We start from the raw sequence: 21523 nt of genomic DNA, 5'->3' as shown, positions 1-21523 counted from the left end.
ATTCGCTTCTCTCCTTATGCTGTTTTCTTGCGGTCCAGCAGGACGGCAATGGCAATAACGATACCTTTTACAACCATTTGATAAAATGAGTTTACTTCAAGCAAGTTCAATCCGTTATTCAACACGCCGATAATCAGAACACCGATCAGTGTACCAACGATACGTCCACGTCCTCCAGCCAGACTTGTACCACCCAATACAACTGCTGCGATTGCATCCAGCTCGTAGGATGTTCCTGCCGTTGGTTGCGCTGAATTCAAACGCGATGTCAGAATTGCACCTGCCAGAGCAGCGAGCATACCTGTCAGGGAGTAGATCATAATTTTCACGCGATTAACTTTGATACCCGAGATAATGGAAGCTTTCTCATTACCACCGATGGCGTACGTTTTGCGGCCAAAAGCCGTTTTATGCAAAACAATCCACAGAATCATGAAGGTAATCAGCATCGTGATTGCAGGTACTGGAATGCCCAGCAGGTAACCGCGGCCGAACAATTGGAACAACAAGTTATCCCCGAGTCCTGTAATTGGATTACCATTGGTGTACACCAACGTCAGTCCTCTGAATATCGTCATGGTAGCAAGTGTAGCGATAAACGGAGCCATTTTACCTTTGGTAATCATCAGTCCGTTCACCATACCCATGACACCACCGAGTGCTACACCAATAATGATGGACAAGATCGGATCCAGGCCGGACAACATCATGTTTGCTACAAAAGCACTGGATAAAGCCAGAATTGAGCCGACCGACAGATCAATTCCACCCGTCAGGATAACAAACGTCATACCGAAGGCAATCAGCGCATTAATCGAGACTTGACGCAATAAATTCAAGATATTAAGTGGTTCCAAGAAACTTGGATTCAACACCGAAACGATGAGAATAAGAATGATTAAGCCAAGTAGCGGTCCCAATTTTTGTATCACGTTTGAGAAACGGAATCCGCTTTTAGCCGTTTTGTTTTCCTGCATTGTTGTCATATCACTGTCCCCCTGTGGCCAATGTCATAATGTGTTCTTGTGTTGCTACTTCCCTTGCAACCTCGCCACTGATGTGTCCCTCATGCACAACCGCGATTCGGTCGCTCATGCCGAGCACTTCAGGCAACTCCGACGATACCATGATGATTGCAACGCCGCGGTCTGTCAGTTCATTCATCAATTCATAGATTTCGCGCTTCGCCCCGACATCCACTCCGCGGGTAGGTTCATCCAGGATAAGCACGCTTGGTCCGATACCAACCCATTTCGCGATAACCACCTTCTGCTGGTTACCCCCGGATAGATTCCTTGCCGCCGTCTCGGAGGATTGCGTTTTGATCTGTAGACGTTTGATCAGTGTATCTACGAATTCTTGTTCTTTTGAAGTTGAGATGAAACCTTTGCTTGAGAAACTGAACAGATTTGGCAACGCCATATTCTCGCGAATAGAGAAGTCTAATACCAACCCTTCATCCTTGCGGTCTTCTGTAATAAACCCGATTCCATGTTTCACTGCATCTGCCGGTTTACGAATGTTCGCTTTTTTGCCGCGGATGAAGATTTCACCGCTATCCAACGTATCCAAACCAAAGATGGTTCTCATGATCTCTGTTCGTCCAGAACCCATGAGTCCTGAGAAACCGAGTATTTCCCCCGCTCTCACCGTGAAGTTAATATTCTCGAATAGACCTTTGCTGCTTGCGTTCCTTACTTCGAGGACAACTTCACCATAAGAAGGATTCCGGACAGGATAACGCTCGGTAAGTTCACGACCTACCATTTTCCGCACCACTTCATCAAAGCTTGTCTGCGGAATAGCTTGCGTGTCCACCGTTCTTCCATCACGCATGATGGTAATCCGGTCACAGATCGTGAATATCTCCTCCATTCGGTGAGAAATATACACGATGGATACGCCTTCCTTCTTCAGCGAGCTTATTACACCAAACAGCTTCTGGATCTCGCGCTCCGTAAGTGCTGCTGTTGGCTCGTCCATAATGATGACCTTGGCATCTGTCATTAGCGCTTTGGCAATCTCAATCATCTGTTGCTGCCCGACAGAGCACTCTCCCGCAGGACGTTCCAGTGGTATGTCTACGGAAAGCTTGGTAAACTGTTCTTTGGCAAGCGCTTTCATTTGTCTTGTATTGAGCAATCCGAACGATGATGTCATCTCCTTACCAATAAAGAGATTATCCAGCACCGTCATTTCAGGCCACACATTCAGCTCCTGATGTATGAATGTGATACCCAGTTTCTCGGCTTCTTTTGGACTTCCAAAATAGTTTTCTTCTCCGTCGATCATGATGGTCCCTTGGTCTCTCTGATGGAGACCAATCAGAATATTCATCAGTGTGGATTTCCCGGCTCCATTCTCCCCCATCAGGGCATGAACTTCACCATCCTTTAGTTCAAAATCCACTCCGCTCAGCACCTGATTCGTTCCAAACGCTTTATGAATGTCTTGCATCTGAATGTGCATTACGCAACCTCCTTTTAACCGAAATGGACTCCCGATTGTAAAATGCAATTGGCATAGGGTGTGGCTTCACCTGTACGAATGACTGCTTTCACCTGCCGTGTTAATGCTTTGAATTGCTCGTGGCTGACCGAAGCATCGATTGCTTCTACCCCAAATTTCTCTGTGATGAATTGCATGGCTACAGGATTGCCTTCGCGAATCTCTTCAGCCACAATGACTTTCTCAATGATCATATCTTCAGTGATCGCTTCCACCACTTCGCGAAAACTTGGTGTTCCCAGTTTGAGGGCCAGGTCAATTTTGAGTACCCCGTCCGGTACCGGCAGACCTGCATCCGCAATCGCAATCATGTCCGTATGGCCCAGATCAGACAGAATCTTGGAAATGTGACTATTCAACATGCCATTTCTTTTCATTACAAGCTCTCCTCTACTTCATCACGGGTTGGCATGCCGCCCTGCGCTCCGAACTTGGTGACGGACAACGATGCAGCCCGATTGGCGAAGCGTATACTCTCTTGCAACGCTCTTCCTTCAGCTAAAGCAACTGCAAATGCGGCGTTGAACGTATCCCCTGCCCCAGTAGTATCGACAGCCTCAACTTTATAAGTTGGGACTAAAATTTCCTCAGTACCATCAAAGTAACGTACACCTTTACTGCCCTCCGTGATGAACAACTTGTTTGGATACTGACGTAATGCCTGTGCCGGACTCATGCCCTGAAACAAAATCTCGGCTTCATGCTCGTTCGGCGTGATATATGCGGCATTGTCGATCACTTCTTGCGGTAATGTTCTCGCCGGTGCTGGATTAAGCAGCAGCGGTGTTCCGAATTCTGCACACAATGTACTCACATGCACAACCGTTTCCTCCGGAATTTCCTGCTGGATTAGTACGATATCTGCATCGCGGATCACTTTAGCTGCTTCATCGACATATGCAGGAGTGACTTCCCGGTTCGCCGCTTCAACCACTACGATACTATTATCACCTTCTGCCAGAATGATATGAGCCGTTCCACTTTCTAAATGTGTAACCGGTTTCACATTTTGCGTATTTACAGCATTTGCTCTAAAGTTCTCTAAAATATCTTTGCCAAAAGCATCGTCGCCTACCCGGCCGATCATCGCAACCTCGGCACCCAGTCGTGCAGCAGCAACAGCCTGATTGGCTCCCTTACCGCCAGGGACCGTTTTGAAGCTGTCGCCAAGAACGGTTTCACCCGCCCCCGGCCGTCTTGACGAAGTAACAACCAGATCCATTGAACTGCTTCCTATTACACATATTTTAGCCATCTGATTTCACCTTTCTCGTAGTGCCCCGTTCGATGAAACTTACGGGTAACTGTATGTTTTTGTTCTCTATTGCAGCTTGTTCCACAAGCTGGATAAGTAATCCCGCCGCTTCTCTTCCCATCTCGTATGCTGGCTGATGGATGGTGGACAATGCCGGCGATAACAGCCTGCTCATCGGAATGTCATCGAAACCAATCACTTGTACGTCATCAGGAACCTTTCTTCCGATTCGTGATGCCTCATGCAGTACGGCCATGGCTGCGATGTCGTTGCTGGCAATGACCCCGTCTGTGTCCGCATACTTTCTGAATAATTCTTCAGCCCATACACCTGCCTCGTTAATTGAAAATGAGGTCGTCTGGATTACCTGGTAGTCTAACCCAGCATCACGGATGATTTCAATCGCCCCTTCAAAACGGTCTTGAGCGGGTCTGATCTGTGACGGTCCCTGCATAACTGTGATCCGGCGACTGCCGCGTTTGATGATCTCCCTTGCAGCTAGTCTTCCACCTTCCCTGCCATCCGCATACACGGATGGACGATCCAATGATGTTCTATCCAGAAACACAACGGGAATCTTCAGTTTTTCATATATTGAAGAATGAGGATAGTTCGTTGAAGAGATCACACCGACCACGTTGTTCTGGATAAACGTCTGGATGTAATCCTGCTCCTTCCGTTCATCCTCATCACTATTTCCGAATATCAGTCTGTAATCCTGTTCCTGCATCCGGTCCTCTACGCCGCGGGCCAATTGCGGAAAGTAAGGGTTGGCGATATCCGGCAACAACAGGCCAATCAGTTTGGACTTGCGCTTATATAATGAGCGGGCCACTTCATTCGGCGAAAAGTTAAGCGCCTTCACAGCATCTTCCACTTTCTTGCGTGTGTCCGCATGAACATAACCTCTATCGTTAATGACCCTGGATACGGTGGCAACAGATACGCCAGCCAGTTGAGCTACATCTTTAATTGTTGTCATAAGTTGCTCTCCTCTATGTGTAACCGGTTACAGACATTAAATTATCATATTCTTTTCTGTTTGACAAGCGTTTTCAATCTGGAAATTTCTCCAAGTATATATGAATGTGCAGTGGAATCCATCTATATCATGGTTTTCACCTGTAAGGGAGGTCGATACTTCATAGACGTAAAGAAGCCACCACTCGATTAAAACTCAGAGCGATGGCACCAAGATCAACATAAAGAATCAGCAATCTCCTATGAAATATTGCGCAAAGGCTTCATTTTTTTTCCTACCGGGAATATCATTAATTTTCATTACAAAACATTGGCGATATGTGATATGGTCAGGGAGGATATTAATAGATTCATACATACATATGTGCATGAAATGTGAGGAGAAGATCGAAAGTGATAGAGAGAAATACCCTTGAGAAACCGAGTAAATTTAGTGATCCCATTTTTGTCATGCTCGTGGCAAGCCTGTGTTGCTTATTATGGGGAAGTGCGTACCCATCCATCAAACTTGGATATATCGCATTTAACATTCTGCCGGAAGATATTGCTTCCAAGTATGTATTTGCAGGATATCGATTTACACTGGCGGGCTTGCTGCTCTTGCTCCTGTCTCGTATCGTTAGAAAACAGAAGCTCCAATTAACCAGACCTCAGTGGACAGGTCTCATCATGTTAGGTATATTGCAAACCGGTTTGCAATATATGTTTTTCTACGTTGGCGTAGCCAATACGACGGGTGTCAAAGGCTCCATTATGAACGCAACGACAACCTTTTTCAGTGTTGTTCTGGCCCATTTCATCTATAAAAACGACAAATTAAGCAGAAATAAAATCGTTGGCTGCTTGCTCGGATTCGTTGGCGTAATCATCGTAAACTTCCATACGGATCTGCTTGCTTTTTCCTTTTCATTCACAGGTGAAGGGTTCGTGATTATAGCAGCACTTGTTTTTTCCGTTACAGCCCTCTATGCAAAACGTCTCACCGCTACGATCGATGTTCTGATCATAACAGGCGTCAGCCTGTTGGTTGGGGGACTGGTACTTACGCTGTTAGGTCTATCACTCGGCGGTCGGGTTACTCATTTCACCTTGGAATCCACCAGTAACTTGATCTACTTGGCCTTACTGTCATCCGTCGCATTTTGTCTATGGAATATGCTTCTCAAGTACAACAAGGTCGGAAGAGTGTCTGTTTATAACTTTCTAATCCCTGTGTTTGGAGCTTTATTATCAGCATTATTCCTGGGGGAAACGATTCTGGAACTGAAGAATCTGGCTGCATTGTTGTTTGTATCGGTCGGCATTTATTTGGTCAATCGTGTACGTTCTGTGCAAAGCTCTAATAACACTCCAATAAAATAGACTATCCGTCCACATCCATGGATAACAAAAAAAGCCGCTAATTAGCGGCTTTTTTTTGTAAGTTCGTATACGATATTCTTTTGTTTCTTACTGTGTTATACCTTAATATATACTCGTAAAGTCAATCAAGTCCTCTTCTTCCTCATAGTTAAATACAATGGCGTGATTACCTAATTGGTATACCATCTCATAACCACCAACAACTTCATTGTAGTATTCTGAGGAAGGTTTCCCCATCCATATTTTCACATTCCATGGTGAAAGATTCTGCTTTTCATTGTACAAATCAAAAACGGCAATACGTGATTTGTTGGTAAGCTCGTGCATGTATGAATCAAACCCGACGCCGAATTTAGAATAATAATAGTACGCTCCCCATTCCTCGTTTGAACGAGATGTTGGTTTCCCAAGTTTTTTTTGAGCATTTTGAAGCGTCATGCCAATCTTAACGTCCGTCCGGCCTGGCAACACGCCCTTTAAAGCAGCTTCCTTCAAGCTTTTCAGGTAAGCGCGATCGCCAACACCCGAGTTCGGCCAAGCTTTTGAACGGAGGTTACGCGTATCTTCCAACCGCAATTCCAATTTGTTCACATTCAACTTAAACGTATTAACTCCATAGACAAATTGAAGGTTGTTGTAATTTTTGAACTGTACTCGGGCACCTGAAAGAGTACGGATTCCATCATCTCTGCTTGCAGAGTAGGAATCGTCAATTTTTTTCCCCTTATTATCGACATATGTTACACGGCGCAATTCCCCGGAACGAACAATATACGTTTTCACCTCATTAAAATTAGAAGTTCCCCAATCGGTGATCATCAGCATGTCTGGTGTACTGGCCTCTTTGCTCTTCACAACGAAGTTCCAGGTTTGAGGCAAAATAATCGTATTCAGATCCAATTTTGCTGCCTGAACAGTTCCGTATGCTGCACCTTTTTTCAGCAAGGCTGCACGATACGTGCCTGAATAACTCTTGTCGCCTTTTTTATTGTTGGTCCAACCATTTTCTTCGGTCAGCGTGGTCTTCTGTTCATCATAAGCGAAAATATAAACGGTATAAGCCGTTTGCTTGGCATCACGAAGCGTAAATGAAAGCCGGCTCATACTTTGGAGCTCTTTGGCTGAGATTTGCTCTCCTTTGGCAGCAGCATTGAGTGGTAGCATAAGCAATGCGCTCAGAACATAGCCGATTAAAGTCAGTAGGGCCAAAGAAGCCCATTTTGCGTTGTGTTTAGGGTGTATCATGATTGAATCTCCTTTGAGTAAAAAAATAAAAATCTAACAGCTTTTTCTAATTATGAATCGTTCACAATCTCAACATTCAAACAGGTACTTGCTAGCGTGTAACCTTGATCAAACTATGTAATGAATATAGGTTCATGTTCAATAAGCATATCCTCCTACTAGTACTATTTTCCTAAGAATGATAACATACCGTTTCTAATAAAGAAATAATAATCTAATGAATAGATTTCGACTCATGTAACATAAAAAAGCCGCTATTTAGCGGCTCTTAAACTTCGAATACGATATCATTTACAGACAGGAGTAAACCACATTACGTAAGCGTCGTTGAACGTATGGTTCCTGACTATTCAGCAGGTGCTGTGCATACATAACTGTAAGCTCTGAATCCGGATCCATAATAGCCATACAACCAGCAGCGCCGCTCCATCCAAATTCGCCAATTGGACTCAGTGAGCCGCTTCCTGCTTTGGAGATATGTGTGCGAACACCCAGTCCATAGCCGTATCCATACATATGATCCCACGAATAATCAGCACGAGTCATCTCGTTCAGGTGATCCGTTCGCATCAGTTCTACTGAAGCTTGTGACAGAATGCGCACACCTTCGGGACTCGTACCATGCCCAGTAAGCGCGTTCAGAAAACGTGCATAATCGCTAACGGTTGATAACAACCCTGCACCGCCGCTTTCCAGCTCCGTACCCACACGGAATCCATTGCCGTCCAAACGTACAGCCTTTTCAAGCTCATCATTGTAAGCATACTGTGGAATCAGGCGCTTCTGCTGCTCATCGTTCAGATTGAATGCTGTGTCGTTCATGCCAAGTGGTCCGGTGATTTCGTCCCCTAGATACGTACCAAAGCGTTTGCCACTTACCACTTCCACCAAGGCTCCCAGCACATCATGACACATGCTGTAATTCCAGTGTGTCCCTGGTTCAAACAACAACGGTTCCTTGGCAAGCGCTCTCGCGAAATCACGTGTTGGCAATGTTCCATCGGTGCTTTTTACAGCTTCTTGAATGCTTGGACAACCAACGTCATACGAGAACCCGGCAGTCATGGTGAACAAATCACGTACTGTAATGGCTCTTGTCGCCTTTTCCAGTCGGATCTCCCCGTTTGGCATCGTTTTCTTTACCGTCATCTCAGCATACTCTGGCAGAAAATCAGACAAGGGATCACTTAACAGCATTGCCCCTTTCTCCACCAGTTGCAGCCCTGCCACGCAGGTCATAATTTTGGTCATGGAATATAGATTGAAGATCGCTCCATCACCGATAGGTGTTTTCTTTTCCAGATTGGCGTATCCATTACGATAATGGAAAACGGTATCATTTCGATGCATCACCAGCACCTCTGCCCACGGTACACGCCAGGATGTAATGCGGTCGATAAATGAAGCTAGCGGTTTAAAATCCATTTTTTCCCGTCCTTCTATGTAAGATCGTTTATCATTTTGCGATGTGGTCCATATTCAATCCCACAATCGACATATTAATAATATACGACCTTTTCCAACGATTGACCACCACCTATATACTCTTCTATGTGCAATTACAATACATATTCTTTGTTTATCACACTGCTGCGCACGAATAAGCCGATCCAGGAAAGGATCGGCTTATGTTGTAACGTTTTAGGCTTCGCCGCGTTTGTTCTCAACCGATTTCATACGGTTTTGATCATCTGATACCCGGTCAACACTGAACTCTTGACCAGCTTCAACCTCACCATGACCTGAAATATTCCGCGAAAAATTAGTGAACTGTCTTTTTTGTTCATCCAGTTCATGTTTTTGCTTCAAAAGCTCTTGCGGGTCCTGTTTTGTCACTATGCTAACCTCCCATACATACTTGAAGTCATGCAATTTAATTCGTACTACAGAAGTTTTCCATAAGAGAGCTGTACTTATGCATGAATATAGATGAGATGGATATGGTTCCGTTGTTAGTACAGCTAATTTATCCAGTTAAGAGACTAGTTTCAATCCCACAATACTGACGATGATCCCACTAACGATAGCCAATTTCTTAGCATTTTTGGGCTCTTTGAATACATACATTCCTAATAGTACACTGCCCGATGCCCCAATACCTGTCCAGATTCCATAACCAATGCTGATTGGTATCTCTCTCAAAGACAGGGAAAGAAAAATAAAACTTAATCCCAAAAACAGAGCGAACGTAAATGTATGTTTCAATTTGGTGAATCCATCTGAAAGTTTCAGAAATATTACACCGCCAACTTCAAATAAACCAGCCAAGATCAAGAAAAACCAACTCATATCTATACACCTGCCTTTTGTTTAGGTTCACTCGATACAAATTTCAGACCGATGATGCAACTGATTAATATCATGACCAGCACGATTTTAATTGCACTTACGGAGTCCCCCAAAAAAATCATTCCCACAATTGCGGTTCCAAATGAACCAAGACCGGTAAACACCGCATAAGCGGTTGATACAGGAAGTATTTTAGTGGATTTTGCAAAGAAGTAGAAGCTGCCAATCATTAAAATAACCGTGGGGATTACGATCTCGATTTTCGAAAAACCATCGGAGAATGACAAACCTAATGCCCAACCTATCTCTAAGATTCCTCCAAGAATAAGAAATAACCACGCCATAAAACATTCTCCTCTTCTGCATTCATGTTGTTGTTTTGTGATCAACACTTAATTTAAAATAATGATAGTTATTTGTATCATTTGATATAATAATAAACCATCTTTATTTCATTTGCAAATTTAAATATTCGTATTAAATTAACAAGGAAATCCGCCTTTTAAAACTCCAAGTTAAGCTGTGAACAAACAAAAAAGCCAACCAGAAGTTCCTGGTTGACTAACACGTTTAAGTTCATTTTGTTTTTCGTATCAATGAATATCTTTCTTTTTGAAATTGCCGCCTCTTACTTCAGCTACATCGTATACAACTACAAAGGCAGTTGGGTCAATTTCGTGAATGATATCTTTAATTTTACTCTCTTCCATCCGGTTAATAACACAAGTAATTTCCTTGAATTGCTCATTCGAGTAGCCACCGTAAGCCTCGGTATACGTTGCTCCACGGCCTAAGCGATCCCGAATGGTTTCAACCATAATCTCAGGTTGATTCGTAATAATTTTAAACGTTTTGGAGCCGCTCAAGCCCTCTTCAACAATATGTATTACTTTAGAAGCAATGAAATACGCAAGTCCTGACAAGATCGCGCCTTGCAGGCCAAACACGGTAGAAACGACAATAAAGACAAACATGTTGAGGAACAGAATGAGATCACTGGTTCCAAAAGGTACTTTTCGCGAAAGGAGTACTGCCAGCATATCTATGCCATCCAATGCCCCGCCATTACGTAATGCAAGTCCCATACCAAAACCAATGATAATCCCGCCGACAACGGTAACGAGCAAGGTATCACCTTCAATGATGGTTGGTACATGGTGCATCAGACTGGTGCTGATAGCGAGTGAAGCAATACCGATGATCGAATATAACGCAAAGCTTTTTCCGATTTGCTTGTACCCGAGCCACACAAATGGAATGTTAATAATCCCGATGAGCATCCCCAGTGGTAATCCGAACAACTGTGATCCTACGATACTCAGACCTGTGACACCACCATCTGAGACATTATTCGGGATCAATATGGCTTCGAGACCATATGCCGTTATAAATCCCCCAATGATAATCAATAATACTTTGGAGAGGATCTTTAACTTGTTTGACTTTTGTTTTCTGATTTGATGCATTGCATTTCCCCCTTGATGAACAACCGATAAAAAATAGTCTATAATAAAAATCACTGTTTTGGCAATAGAACGTCATTGATGTGTGTTACATCATTGTCCGATGAATGTTCGATACGACGAAATTTTATGCTCAAGCATCTCATCTGCTGTGTTAAGTATGTGCATCTGTTTTTGAATCGACTCTTTATGCTCCTCCAGCAGCTTCAAACGATCCGCCGCCGTATGCTCCCCTTCCTGAAACAAGGACGCATACTTCTTAATGGTAGCAATGGGCATCTGAGTCTCTTTTAATTTAATTACAAATTGCAGCCATTTCAGGTGTGACTCGTTATATCGCCTGTCTCCACTCGCATCTCGGAGAGGGGTTACAATCTGTTCCTTCTCATAATAACGTAACGTATGTGCACTGATATGGAGTAATTCTGCCACTTCACCAATGGTATGCATGGTTAACCTCCCCTCCATTTTCCCGCTTGACTTAGAGTAAGCTCTAATCAGTATAATCAACTCGTGGTCATATCACAATAAAAAATGAAATCAGATCCAGGAGGAATTCCCATGAAATACACAGTGATTACCGGTGCAAGTTCGGGCATTGGATATGAAGCGGCTTTAGCTTTTGCAGCCCGTGGCAAAAATATGATCCTGGCAGCACGCAGAACCGATGAATTGGACAAATTAAAAGCAAAAGTAGCTGAAATCAATCCTGATCTGGATGTTGTCATTCGTACAGTGGATCTGTCCATTGCCGCTAATGTACATGAATTCTATGAAAGTCTTCAGCCTTATGCCATTGAGACGTGGATTAACAACGCAGGATTCGGGAATTTCGCATCCGTTGGCGAACAACATCTACCCAAGATTGAACAGATGCTTCATCTTAATATAGAAGCTCTTACGATTCTTTCTTCCCTGTATGTACGTGATTATGCAGATGTTAATGGCACACAGATCATTAATATCTCCTCTGGTGGTGGATATACGATTGTAGCCGATGCAGTAACCTACTGTGCGACCAAGTTCTATGTAAGTGCCTTTACGGAAGGACTTGCGCAAGAGTTGAAAGGCAAGAACGCAGCAATGCAAGCCAAAGTTCTCGCCCCGGCTGCAACGGAGACGGAATTTGCGAAACATTCCTTTAATGTAGATGAGTTTGAATATGAAGGCAGAGTTACCAAATTCCATACGGCGGAACAAATGGCTGGATTTTTGCTGGAGTTGTATGACAGTGAGAGTGTAGTCGGCATTGTGGATGGGTTGACGTATGACTTTGAACTAAGAGAACCGATCTTTCCGTATGCTGCGAGAGCAGCCTCAAAACCACAAAATTAACCCGAAAACTGAAGTCGAAGCTAAGTCGGCTCATTACCGGTAAACATTCACCTAACCTCACTGATAAACATCATTAAATCTAATCGTTAAACTTCAGTTAACGTTAAAAAGGGAACCTGTCTCCAGGTTCCCTATTTTCAATTCTATATTAATGCTTACTATATAATGAAGTATTATGCCAGCCTCATTTTGAAATCCTGATATCCGAATTCGCGAACAACTTCGCAATCGCCGTCTTTTCTTTTAACAGCAATCGCTGGAAGCGGCATGCCGTTGAACGTATTGGTTTTCACCATGGAGTAAATCGCCATGTCCTCGAATACCAGACGGTCGCCTTCTTGTAGAGGCTGATCGAATGAATAATCCCCAATTACGTCACCAGACAGACATGTTTGTCCACCAAGACGATACAGATGGGCTTTCTCGCCTACTTCTCCCGAACCGATCAGCGGCGGACGATATGGCATTTCCAGCACATCCGGCATATGGCACGTAGCTGAAGTATCCAGAATAGCGATGTCCATACCGTTTTTATGGAAGTCCAGCACAGAGGTCACCAGATAACCTGCGTTCAGCGCAACAGCTTCTCCAGGCTCCAGATATACTTCCAGGCCATAGTCGTTCTGCATACGCTTGATGCATGCTTCCAGTCTTGGAATATCATAATCTTCACGTGTGATATGGTGTCCACCACCGAAGTTGATCCATTCCATTTGCGGCAACCATTGTCCAAACTTCTCGACAACTGCGTTCAACGTAGTCTCCAGATCGTCGGAATTTTGCTGACACAGCGTGTGGAAGTGTAATCCGGAGACACCTTCCAACATGTTTGCATCGAAATCCTCAAGTTTCGCGCCAAAACGCGAACCCGGAGAACACGGATCGTAGATCTCGTGTCCTTCTTGGGTAGAGCATTCTGGATTGACGCGCAAGCCGACCTTACGGCCAGCTTGAAGCGCCTTATCCTTGAATTTTGCAAGCTGTGAAAAAGAATTGAAAATAATATGGTCGCAGATGGAGAGAATCTCGTCGATCTCTTCTGCACGATATGCTGGAGCAAAGACATGATTCTCTTTGCCCATTTCCTCATGGCCCAGACGCGCTTCATACAAACCACTCGCCGTTGCACCGCTCAGGTATTCTCCAATCAGCGGATACATCGCAGTCATGGAGAATGCTTTTTGAGCAAGTACGATTTTGGCACCTGTACGCTGCATAACACCGTTCAGGATTTTCAGGTTTCTCTCGATAAGCGCCTCGTCAACAACAAAACATGGTGTCGGTAATTGCTCGAACCGCATTTTAACGAACAAGCTCCGATTCTTTAACTTCTTCTGGCAGCTCATCAACGAGTACCGGGTTGAAGTCTTCTACCCATGGGAGGCCCCATTTGTTCAACTCTTCCATGAATGGATCTGGGTTGAACTCTTCTACATTGTATACGCCTGGTTTGTTCCATTTGCCTGTCATGACCATTGCTGCACCAATCATAGCTGGAACGCCTGTTGTGTAAGAGATCGCTTGGGAACCCACTTCTTTGTAACACTCTTGGTGATCACAGATATTGTATACATAATATGTTTTGTCTTGACCGTCTTTTTTACCTTTGAAGATACAACCAATGTTTGTTTTACCTACAGTACGTGGTCCAAGGGATGCCGGATCAGGCAGTACTGCTTTCAGGAATTGCAGTGGAATAATTTGTTTACCTTCATATTCAATAGGCTCGATTGAAGTCATGCCTACATTTTCAAGAGCTTTCAAGTGAGTCAGGTAGCTTTGACCAAATGTCATGAAGAAACGGATACGTTTCAGACCTGGCATATTTTTTGCCAAAGATTCCAGTTCCTCATGGTACAACAGGTACATGTCTTTCTCGCCAACTTCTTTGAAGTCGTAGACACGTTTGATTTCCATTGGCTTCGTCTCGATCCATTCACCATTCTCCCAATATTTTCCGTTCGCAGATACTTCGCGAATGTTGATCTCAGGGTTGAAGTTGGTTGCAAACGGATAGCCATGGTCGCCGCCATTGCAGTCCAGAATATCGATGTATTCAATTTCGTCAAAGTAGTGCTTCAGGGCATAAGCGGAGAATACGCCAGTTACGCCTGGGTCAAATCCACTACCGAGCAATGCAGTGATGCCTGCTTGTTCAAAACGCTCTTTGTAATCCCATTGCCAGCTGTATTCAAACTTCGCTGTATCATGTGGCTCATAGTTAGCGGTGTCCATGTAATTTGTTTTAGTTGCAAGACAAGCATCCATAATAGTCAGATCTTGATACGGCAAAGCAAGGTTCATAACGATATCCGGTTTAACTTCGTTGATCAAAGCGATCAGTTCGTCAACATTGTCAGCATCAACTTGTGCTGTAGTAATTTTTGTTTTTCCGCCGTCCAGCTTGGCTTTGAGTTCATCACATTTGGATTTTGTACGACTCGCGATGCAGATTTCCTCAAAAACTTCGCTGTTTTGAACGCATTTGTGTACTGCCACGGAAGCAACGCCGCCGGCGCCGATGATTAGTGCTTTTCCCATTTTACATTCTCCTATCCCAATATGTATTTTTTTTAATTGGTTTAATACGATGACAACAAGACAACAAAAAAAGCAAGGTGAAAAATGCCCGCAATCGCGCATCATCACACTTGCTTATCGATATACATCATAAAAAAGACGTGAAGTCTCCATGACCAAAAAAGTTCACAAGAACTCCTTTGGCGGAAAGCTCCTTCATGTATATCAATATTGGATCAGAGTCTATATAGCAAATAATTCGCCTTTACCACTCTTATTGACCGTTTCACAAGTTGATGTGCAATTGCACTGGTTGTAAAGTAACCAACTTATAAAATTTGAGCTTTGAACTCAATCAATAAAGCAACGTAAGTTGCCAATCGGCGTTTGACCCGGCTGTCCGTATGGCCTTAACTTCCTGGTGAAGTGGTCAAAATTATCTGCTGGAAAGCTCTAATTCATATTGATAAATAAACTTCCCAAAATCACAGGTCTTACACTATCAGACGTTGAAAAAAAAATCAAGCAATAATTAAAAATTTTATTTTTTTGTCCGAACGAGGACCAAGATTAAAAATGATATCCTTCGAATACTTTCACGCCTTCTGCGCCCAGTAATTCCCCCACTATTTCAGGCTTTTGAGGACTTTTCTCAATTACTTCTTCATACGTGATCATAATGTTGCTGCCAGCAATTCCCGCTAATTGATCATGTGCCGCTTATGCATTAAAAATTCATCTTTATTCATAATGTGTACCTCAACAACAAAATTTATGTACTCAATTTTATGTTTTGCATTAAGCATGTTCACGCCATTGGAATGCTTCTTGTTCATCCCATTCTATCATCATTATAAATAAAGAGTATGACGACAATTCGTCATACTCAAGTGAGTCACATTTATATAAACGATTAGAATTTTACGGGCAACGATGCCAATCCCTGTGAAGACAAAGCGGAGTGCCATTGAATCTCTTCCTGAGGAACACGGAGCTGAAGATCGGGTAGCCGACGTAAAAGCGTAGTAAACGCTACGTCCCCTTCCACCCGAGCAAGTGGAGCGCCAAGACACATATGGATGCCGTGTCCAAAGGCCAAATGCCGTTTTATTTTGCGTTCAATATCCAATTCTTCCGGATCGGTGAACTGCTGCTCGTCCCTATTCGCTGATTTCAGAAGGGGAATCACAACATCTCCCTTTTGAATCAATTGTCCATCCAACTCCGTGTCCTGTGTTGCATAACGAGGACCTGAAGAAGTCGCGGGGCCGTTATATCGTAGCAACTCCTCCACTGCAGAAGGAACCAGATTCAGATCTTGTTTCAGTTGTTCCAGTTGTTCAGGATGTGTCAGAAGAAGATAAGAACCGGTTGCAATTAGATTGGAAGTTGTCTCATGTCCAGCAAATATTAATAACGTAATCATGGATATTAATTCATCTTCATTCAGTCGATCTCCCTCCTCCTCAATCGCAATCAATTGACTGATGAGGTCATCTGAAGGTTCTATTCGTTTGTTCGCCACAAGCTGTGAGGTGTACTCTGCGAATGATCGCAAGTGCTGCGCTACTGTAGGGTCTTGTTTACCAAAACCAAGACCTTTTGCAATGGCTTCAGACCATACATGGATCTGAGGTCGGTCTTCCTGAGGTATACCCAACATCTCGGAAATAACGTTGATTGGGAAAGGATAGGCATAGTCTTTGACAAGATCCATCTCTCCTTTTCCTTCGAATTGGTCAATCAACTCATCGGCAATTTCCTGGACGCGTGGACGCAGGCTTTCCATATATCTTGGAGTGAACGCTTTGGAAACCAGGCTACGGAGTCTACGATGATCCGGTTCATCAACAAAGAGCATCGACTTTCCGGTAAAAAAAGTCTGGGGTTCCGATGAACCAAGCTCGTCTGAGAGATTCTTTCGAATATCATTGCCACGATCAATAGCGTTCATATCTACCGTAAATCGAGAGTGATCTTTCAGCACTTCCATGGCAACGTCCATCCGAGTTACAATCCAGGTTTGCCCTGCTCCACCCATTGGATTAGGAATAGGGACAACGGAACCTTTGGCACGCATCTGTGCAAACATGGCAAATGGATCTTTACTATTTTCTTCGCTAAACAAATTAAATTCTACTTTTTCTGAGGTCTGGTTATTCGAATTATTCATATAAATCTTCCTTTCGAAGTGAAGTGCTTCAAATCTATGGAAATATATGTTCATTCCGATTATATACTACTCGTATATTTAATTTCAAATATCATAGTTTAAACAGTACAAAACAACTGTTATAACAACAATTTATTAATATACTAATAGTATATTAATAATAACTACAAACAAAAAAAAACAAAAAAGAGGTCGGCTATGAGCCAACCCCCATATTAATTACGTTACTTCACCAGTTCCAAGTACCACCAACAGGCTTCGGTCAGTCTATTGGCTTCAGATTGAAACGCACTGGATTTGTACTCTTTGTGAAACGCTTGAAGCACCACTTCGATAACAGGAATATTTAGATCCTCTTGATCCTGTAATAGCGCTAAAAGCCCCTTCGAAAGTTGCTTCAATGATGCAGATTCCCTGGATTTTTGAACACGGTTGTTGAACTCATCCAATTCGATCAATACATTATCAATCTCCAGACCCGTATCATGGTTACGCTGATCGGCATTCAGGAAATAGAGAGACTGAAAGTCGAAAATATGTTCATTTCTCTGGTGCATTGTTCTCAGGATCACTTCAATGTACGTTAGTACTTTTGGAACCACTTCGCTCCATACTGGTTTTTGCGTATTTAGACTTCTTGATGTGTTGGCAATCTGATGTAATATGCCGTAGCACAATATTGCCCCTTCGTTGGCATATAGGCTAATGTCGTTCCCGTATACCTGAATCAAGCGTGTGGACAGCCATTTTAGGTGAAATGTAGCCAGTTTGGCTGAGTTGATCTCCCCGGAATAAAAACCCGTCCAATATAATTCCCATACTCGCTCTTTATTAGGCACAGACATAGGAATCGCAATCTGATCTACGAGCAAATCATAATCCGATGTATAGTGGTTTTGTTCAAGTTCTTTACGAATGAAAACATCCTCTTGCATACGCTGATCAATAATCGAATATAAACAGTCTTCTTTGGAACTGAAAAATTTGTAGAATGTGCCTTTGGATACACCTGATTGATCCAGGATCATCTGGATTGTTGTATTTGCATAGTTATGCTCTAAAAATAGTGCAAGTGCTGTTTCCAATAAACTTTGTTTACGACTACTCATGTCCCGTCATCGCCCCAAGTTTTTCTCTGATTTTAACATTCATTCCTCAGGAGTTGAAGTATTGATTCGCAGTATAGATGCGTTATAAAATTGCACAATGAGTAAATTTGCACAATGGGCAACTAATTGTTATGATAAATCTCACAAAGTGCATATTCAGTAAGTGTGCTCTTCTTAAAAAGTATTAAACCATATTCATTGATATTGGAGGTGAACGCATAAGCGGAGAATAATGATTAAACGAAACTTGCGACATTTGAAAAAAGAAGCGACTGAAAAAGCACTTGCTGGTGCTGCATTTGAACTGACTCTTGAACACGGACTCGATGGTTTTACGGTCGAAGATATCGTGCATCAGGTGGGTTGTTCACGTAGAACATTTGCAAACTATTTCACATGTAAAGAAGAAGCCGTAGCAAGAGGCGCCATATCCGTTCAGAATACAACCGAACTCGAAGAGTTACTTACCCAAATGCCCGACAATGCCTCTTTGCTTGACGTACTGTATAACCTGATCAAGATGCAGCTTACAACAGAACTCTTAGGAAGGCTTCATCAACTAGTATCACTATCTCAGACCTATCCCGTGTTAGAACCACATTATCTTGGAGCCATGCACCGGATGCAGACGCAGGCACAAGATACCTTATTAGACTTATCTAACGGGAAATATGACGAGATCTATACTTATCTTCTGATTAACGCACTATATGGATCGATACTGCCATTAATTGATGGAAGACTCAATGTGTTGCTGCCCGGACAAGTCATTACTGAAGATACCAAGCCCGGTGCTTTAACCTTCGATCAATTTTTGGAAATTACGTTTAATCATTTGCGGGCAGGATTCGAACATGCCAACCATCCACATTCATCATAGAGGAGTGTAAAATAGAGAAATGTCTACATTATTATACAGAGTGGGGAAAACCGCTTTTAGCAAACCTGCAACATTCATCATTGGCTGGGTTTTAATTCTGGGAATTGTCATTTCCATGATCAGCATCAATGGTATTCACATCAGTTCTGAAATGAAGATTGAAGGCACCGAGTCACAGAAGGTTCTGGATCAATTGGCAAAAGAACTGCCAGCCGCTTCCGGCGGCCAAGGAAGTGTTGTGTTCAAGGCACCGGACAACGAGCGTTTGGATACGCCTGAAAATATGGCTGCCATGATGAAAGGTGTTACTGAAGTTTACGGATTAGACAAAGTCATTAATCCTGCGGACTATGCAGCTGAAGCAGGCAATTCGGGTGCTGCCGCTGAGATGGCTCAGAATGCACAGTCTACCGATATGGCGCAATCTGCAATAACCACTCCTCCACCTTATGGACCTTTGATGGTGGATGGTGTTCCAGTGCCAGGCATGTTGATCTCTTCGGATGGAAACATTGCATTGTTCCAGTTCCAATTTACAGTTGAGCAATCTGCCATAACCCAAGATGTGTTTGATTCCGTTATTCAATCTGTTATGACGGTAGAGCAAGGAACCAACATTACGGTCTTGCCCGGCGAAACGCTCAAAACGGTATCCATTGGGGTCGGCTCGGCAGAGATTGTCGGATTGGTCATTGCTGTCATTGTATTGCTGATCACCCTTGGCTCCGTTGTTGCCGCAGGTCTGCCTCTGATCACTGCACTGCTCGGAGTTGCCATTGGGGTTGGTGGTGCGTTCTCCATCTCCAAATTCATCGAAATGCCTAGTGTCACTTCCGTCCTGGCTCTCATGGTTGGATTGGCGGTTGGAATCGATTACGCTCTCTTCATTGTTAATCGCCAGCGTCGAATGATTATTGATCAAGGCTTGAGCGCAAAAGAAGCAACAGCCAGAGCCATTGGTACATCGGGCAGCGCAGTATTTTTTGCCGGGTTAACCGTCATTATTGCACTGTGCGGTATGCTTGTCATCGGTCTCACATTCTTGTCTACGATGGCTTTGGTCGCAGCTGCCACCGTACTCATCAACGTATTCGTTGCTTTAACCCTGTTGCCGGCTTTACTCGGATTGGTAGGAGAACGAATCTGTTCCTCCAAAGCTCGTGAGAAAAGCACGAAACATCCTAAAGCCACTAGCCACGGAGTCGCGGACAGATGGGTGAAATTCGTTATCAAGAATCGTTGGGCTTCCATTATTGCCATCATCGTCATTCTTGGTTTTGCCGCGACGCCGATCACCAAAATGGAAATGGGTATCCCCGGAGCTTCCTCAGCGAATCTGGATACAACTGCAAGACAAAGCTATGATGCCATCTCCGAAGGCTTCGGAGAAGGATTCAATGGACCCCTTATTCTGGTCGCAGAGCCTAATAAGTCTTCCGCAAAAGTTACACCGGAACTCTTGGGCGGTCTGGTGATGGAACTCCAAGGTCAGAATAACGTTGCACAAGTCACACCGCTTGGTATGACAGAAGATTTAGCTATTTTCAGTCTCATTCCAAAAACGGGCCCTAACGATAATCTCACGAAAACACTGGTCACTGATCTACGCGCGGCTGATTCCAGCATCGCACAGACCTATGATGTGAAACTTGGAGTTACGGGACTCACAGCTGTTAACATCGATATGTCAGCCAAACTGGCGCAGGTGTTCCCTATTTATGTAGGCATCATCATCCTGCTCTCGCTGATTATCCTGTTACTCGTATTCCGTTCAATCATCGTTCCCATCAAAGCAACGATTGGCTTCCTGCTTAGTATCCTGGCTACATTCGGGATCACAACTGCTGTATTCCAATGGGGCTGGCTGCATTCGCTCTTTGGTTTCGATACCGGCGGCCCGCTGTTGAGCTTTATGCCGATCATCGTGACAGGTATCCTGTATGGCCTAGCGATGGACTATCAGGTCTTCCTGGTCAGCTCCATGCGCGAATCCTATGTTCATGGTCATCGCGGAACTGAATCCGTTGTTCATGGGTACAATCAGGTAAGTCGCGTGGTTGTTGCCGCAGCAGTGATTATGGTCTCTGTATTTGCAGGATTTATCTTCACGGATGATGTCATGATCAAACAGATTGGTTTCACCTTGGCGGTAGGCATTCTGATTGATGCTTTCATCATCCGTATGGGCTTGGTCCCTGCCATCATGGCTATTTTCGGAGACAAAGCTTGGGCACTTCCAAAATGGCTGGATCGCATTCTGCCAAACCTGGATGTTGAAGGCGAGAAGCTGATTGCTTCCCTGAATGCTGAAGAGCATGCCAACACGAAGTCTGGATCAAAATAAACCTGCCACTACAATGGTAATACCACGATTACTATCATGACTAGATTCACTAATACAAA

General features: G+C 43.7%; 20 protein-coding genes. 4 read left to right on the top strand and 16 right to left on the bottom strand.

Annotation, left to right across the window (positions count from 1 at the left end; translation table 11 throughout):
- Positions 1 to 14 precede the first annotated feature (14 nt).
- The 5 genes from rbsC to MKZ13_RS14935 are packed head-to-tail and all read right to left on the bottom strand — an operon-like array spanning position 15 to position 4745.
- The gene (gene rbsC, locus MKZ13_RS14955; protein WP_036615973.1) at positions 15 to 986 is read right to left on the bottom strand and encodes a ribose ABC transporter permease; all 972 of its coding nucleotides are present in this window, start codon (positions 984 to 986) and stop codon (positions 15 to 17) included.
- 1 nt (position 987) lies between these two features.
- On the bottom strand, positions 988 to 2469 hold the full coding sequence (locus tag MKZ13_RS14950) for a sugar ABC transporter ATP-binding protein (RefSeq protein ID WP_221821050.1): 1482 nt from the start codon (positions 2467 to 2469) through the stop codon (positions 988 to 990).
- Between the two features lie 14 nt (positions 2470 to 2483).
- Complete coding sequence (gene rbsD, locus MKZ13_RS14945) at positions 2484 to 2885, bottom strand: D-ribose pyranase (RefSeq protein ID WP_221821049.1); 402 nt, start codon at positions 2883 to 2885, stop codon at positions 2484 to 2486.
- Positions 2885 to 3763: a ribokinase gene (gene rbsK / locus MKZ13_RS14940; protein ID WP_339185067.1), complete on the bottom strand. Its 879-nt coding sequence runs from the start codon at positions 3761 to 3763 to the stop codon at positions 2885 to 2887. Before rbsK ends, rbsD begins: the two co-directional genes overlap by 1 nt.
- Positions 3756 to 4745, bottom strand: coding sequence for a LacI family DNA-binding transcriptional regulator (locus tag MKZ13_RS14935; protein WP_339185066.1), 990 nt, complete (start codon positions 4743 to 4745; stop codon positions 3756 to 3758). Before MKZ13_RS14935 ends, rbsK begins: the two co-directional genes overlap by 8 nt.
- 392 nt (positions 4746 to 5137) lie before the next feature.
- Between MKZ13_RS14935 and MKZ13_RS14930 the strand changes: the two genes are divergently transcribed.
- On the top strand, positions 5138 to 6106 hold the full coding sequence (locus tag MKZ13_RS14930; protein WP_339185064.1) for a DMT family transporter: 969 nt from the start codon (positions 5138 to 5140) through the stop codon (positions 6104 to 6106).
- A gap of 102 nt (positions 6107 to 6208) precedes the next feature.
- Here the strand turns inward: MKZ13_RS14930 and MKZ13_RS14925 are convergent, their stop codons facing one another.
- The 7 genes from MKZ13_RS14925 to MKZ13_RS14895 all read right to left on the bottom strand — a co-directional run bounded on the left by MKZ13_RS14925 (position 6209) and on the right by MKZ13_RS14895 (position 11553).
- Entirely contained in the window at positions 6209 to 7351 is a 1143-nt protein-coding gene (locus tag MKZ13_RS14925; protein WP_339185062.1) for a DUF4309 domain-containing protein, read from the bottom strand.
- 291 nt (positions 7352 to 7642) lie between these two features.
- On the bottom strand, positions 7643 to 8776 hold the full coding sequence (locus MKZ13_RS14920; RefSeq protein ID WP_339185061.1) for a serine hydrolase domain-containing protein: 1134 nt from the start codon (positions 8774 to 8776) through the stop codon (positions 7643 to 7645).
- A gap of 216 nt (positions 8777 to 8992) precedes the next feature.
- A complete protein-coding gene (locus MKZ13_RS14915; protein ID WP_221819359.1) occupies positions 8993 to 9187 on the bottom strand; it encodes a hypothetical protein in 195 nt (64 codons plus the stop codon).
- Positions 9188 to 9325: 138 nt separating this feature from the next.
- Positions 9326 to 9640 (bottom strand): multidrug efflux SMR transporter, encoded by a 315-nt coding sequence (locus tag MKZ13_RS14910; RefSeq protein WP_076212062.1) that lies wholly within the window; start codon positions 9638 to 9640, stop codon positions 9326 to 9328.
- A gap of 2 nt (positions 9641 to 9642) precedes the next feature.
- Positions 9643 to 9984 carry a multidrug efflux SMR transporter gene (locus tag MKZ13_RS14905; RefSeq protein ID WP_339185056.1) on the bottom strand — a complete coding sequence of 114 codons (342 nt, stop codon included), beginning with the start codon at positions 9982 to 9984 and terminating at the stop codon, positions 9643 to 9645.
- 249 nt (positions 9985 to 10233) lie between these two features.
- Positions 10234 to 11106 (bottom strand): YitT family protein, encoded by an 873-nt coding sequence (locus MKZ13_RS14900; RefSeq protein WP_221819361.1) that lies wholly within the window; start codon positions 11104 to 11106, stop codon positions 10234 to 10236.
- Positions 11107 to 11196: 90 nt separating this feature from the next.
- Complete coding sequence (locus tag MKZ13_RS14895; protein WP_237175416.1) at positions 11197 to 11553, bottom strand: MerR family transcriptional regulator; 357 nt, start codon at positions 11551 to 11553, stop codon at positions 11197 to 11199.
- 111 nt (positions 11554 to 11664) lie between these two features.
- On the opposite strand from MKZ13_RS14895, the gene MKZ13_RS14890 reads away from it, so the two are divergent.
- Positions 11665 to 12438 carry an SDR family NAD(P)-dependent oxidoreductase gene (locus MKZ13_RS14890; RefSeq protein ID WP_339185053.1) on the top strand — a complete coding sequence of 258 codons (774 nt, stop codon included), beginning with the start codon at positions 11665 to 11667 and terminating at the stop codon, positions 12436 to 12438.
- 173 nt (positions 12439 to 12611) lie between these two features.
- On the opposite strand, the gene nspC is transcribed toward MKZ13_RS14890, so the two are convergent.
- The 4 genes from nspC to MKZ13_RS14870 all read right to left on the bottom strand — a co-directional run bounded on the left by nspC (position 12612) and on the right by MKZ13_RS14870 (position 18240).
- On the bottom strand, positions 12612 to 13739 hold the full coding sequence (nspC, locus tag MKZ13_RS14885) for a carboxynorspermidine decarboxylase (RefSeq protein WP_221819364.1): 1128 nt from the start codon (positions 13737 to 13739) through the stop codon (positions 12612 to 12614).
- Position 13740: 1 nt separating this feature from the next.
- Positions 13741 to 14979, bottom strand: coding sequence for a saccharopine dehydrogenase family protein (locus MKZ13_RS14880; protein WP_211083176.1), 1239 nt, complete (start codon positions 14977 to 14979; stop codon positions 13741 to 13743).
- A gap of 892 nt (positions 14980 to 15871) precedes the next feature.
- Positions 15872 to 17131, bottom strand: coding sequence for a cytochrome P450 (locus MKZ13_RS14875; protein WP_339185050.1), 1260 nt, complete (start codon positions 17129 to 17131; stop codon positions 15872 to 15874).
- Positions 17132 to 17355: 224 nt separating this feature from the next.
- Positions 17356 to 18240: a TetR/AcrR family transcriptional regulator gene (locus MKZ13_RS14870; RefSeq protein ID WP_339185048.1), complete on the bottom strand. Its 885-nt coding sequence runs from the start codon at positions 18238 to 18240 to the stop codon at positions 17356 to 17358.
- A gap of 247 nt (positions 18241 to 18487) precedes the next feature.
- On the opposite strand from MKZ13_RS14870, the gene MKZ13_RS14865 reads away from it, so the two are divergent.
- Both MKZ13_RS14865 and MKZ13_RS14860 read left to right on the top strand, forming a co-directional pair.
- Positions 18488 to 19120, top strand: a complete 633-nt coding sequence (locus MKZ13_RS14865) for a TetR/AcrR family transcriptional regulator (RefSeq protein WP_339185046.1) — start codon at positions 18488 to 18490, stop codon at positions 19118 to 19120.
- Positions 19121 to 19139: 19 nt separating this feature from the next.
- Positions 19140 to 21464 (top strand): MMPL family transporter, encoded by a 2325-nt coding sequence (locus MKZ13_RS14860; RefSeq protein ID WP_339185044.1) that lies wholly within the window; start codon positions 19140 to 19142, stop codon positions 21462 to 21464.
- Positions 21465 to 21523: the final 59 nt, after the last annotated feature.

It is taken from the genome of Paenibacillus sp. FSL R5-0701 (assembly GCF_037973995.1).
In the GTDB taxonomy this organism is placed as follows: domain Bacteria; phylum Bacillota; class Bacilli; order Paenibacillales; family Paenibacillaceae; genus Paenibacillus.
The sequence above is the reverse complement of the archived record's forward strand: the minus strand, read 5'-3'. Positions and strand labels throughout refer to the sequence as shown.

What these genes read in the sequence shown, in the direction of transcription:
- rbsC (WP_036615973.1), bottom strand. Translation starts at nt 986, where the DNA reads ATGACAACAATGCAGGAAAACAAAACGGCTAAAAGCGGATTCCGTTTC.
- MKZ13_RS14950 (WP_221821050.1), bottom strand. Translation starts at nt 2,469, where the DNA reads ATGCACATTCAGATGCAAGACATTCATAAAGCGTTTGGAACGAATCAG.
- rbsD (WP_221821049.1), bottom strand. Translation starts at nt 2,885, where the DNA reads ATGAAAAGAAATGGCATGTTGAATAGTCACATTTCCAAGATTCTGTCT.
- rbsK (WP_339185067.1), bottom strand. Translation starts at nt 3,763, where the DNA reads ATGGCTAAAATATGTGTAATAGGAAGCAGTTCAATGGATCTGGTTGTT.
- MKZ13_RS14935 (WP_339185066.1), bottom strand. Translation starts at nt 4,745, where the DNA reads ATGACAACAATTAAAGATGTAGCTCAACTGGCTGGCGTATCTGTTGCC.
- MKZ13_RS14925 (WP_339185062.1), bottom strand. Translation starts at nt 7,351, where the DNA reads ATGATACACCCTAAACACAACGCAAAATGGGCTTCTTTGGCCCTACTG.
- MKZ13_RS14920 (WP_339185061.1), bottom strand. Translation starts at nt 8,776, where the DNA reads ATGGATTTTAAACCGCTAGCTTCATTTATCGACCGCATTACATCCTGG.
- MKZ13_RS14910 (WP_076212062.1), bottom strand. Translation starts at nt 9,640, where the DNA reads ATGAGTTGGTTTTTCTTGATCTTGGCTGGTTTATTTGAAGTTGGCGGT.
- MKZ13_RS14905 (WP_339185056.1), bottom strand. Translation starts at nt 9,984, where the DNA reads ATGGCGTGGTTATTTCTTATTCTTGGAGGAATCTTAGAGATAGGTTGG.
- MKZ13_RS14900 (WP_221819361.1), bottom strand. Translation starts at nt 11,106, where the DNA reads ATGCATCAAATCAGAAAACAAAAGTCAAACAAGTTAAAGATCCTCTCC.
- MKZ13_RS14895 (WP_237175416.1), bottom strand. Translation starts at nt 11,553, where the DNA reads ATGCATACCATTGGTGAAGTGGCAGAATTACTCCATATCAGTGCACAT.
- MKZ13_RS14890 (WP_339185053.1), top strand. Translation starts at nt 11,665, where the DNA reads ATGAAATACACAGTGATTACCGGTGCAAGTTCGGGCATTGGATATGAA.
- nspC (WP_221819364.1), bottom strand. Translation starts at nt 13,739, where the DNA reads ATGCGGTTCGAGCAATTACCGACACCATGTTTTGTTGTTGACGAGGCG.
- MKZ13_RS14880 (WP_211083176.1), bottom strand. Translation starts at nt 14,979, where the DNA reads ATGGGAAAAGCACTAATCATCGGCGCCGGCGGCGTTGCTTCCGTGGCA.
- MKZ13_RS14875 (WP_339185050.1), bottom strand. Translation starts at nt 17,131, where the DNA reads ATGAATAATTCGAATAACCAGACCTCAGAAAAAGTAGAATTTAATTTG.
- MKZ13_RS14870 (WP_339185048.1), bottom strand. Translation starts at nt 18,240, where the DNA reads ATGAGTAGTCGTAAACAAAGTTTATTGGAAACAGCACTTGCACTATTT.
- MKZ13_RS14860 (WP_339185044.1), top strand. Translation starts at nt 19,140, where the DNA reads ATGTCTACATTATTATACAGAGTGGGGAAAACCGCTTTTAGCAAACCT.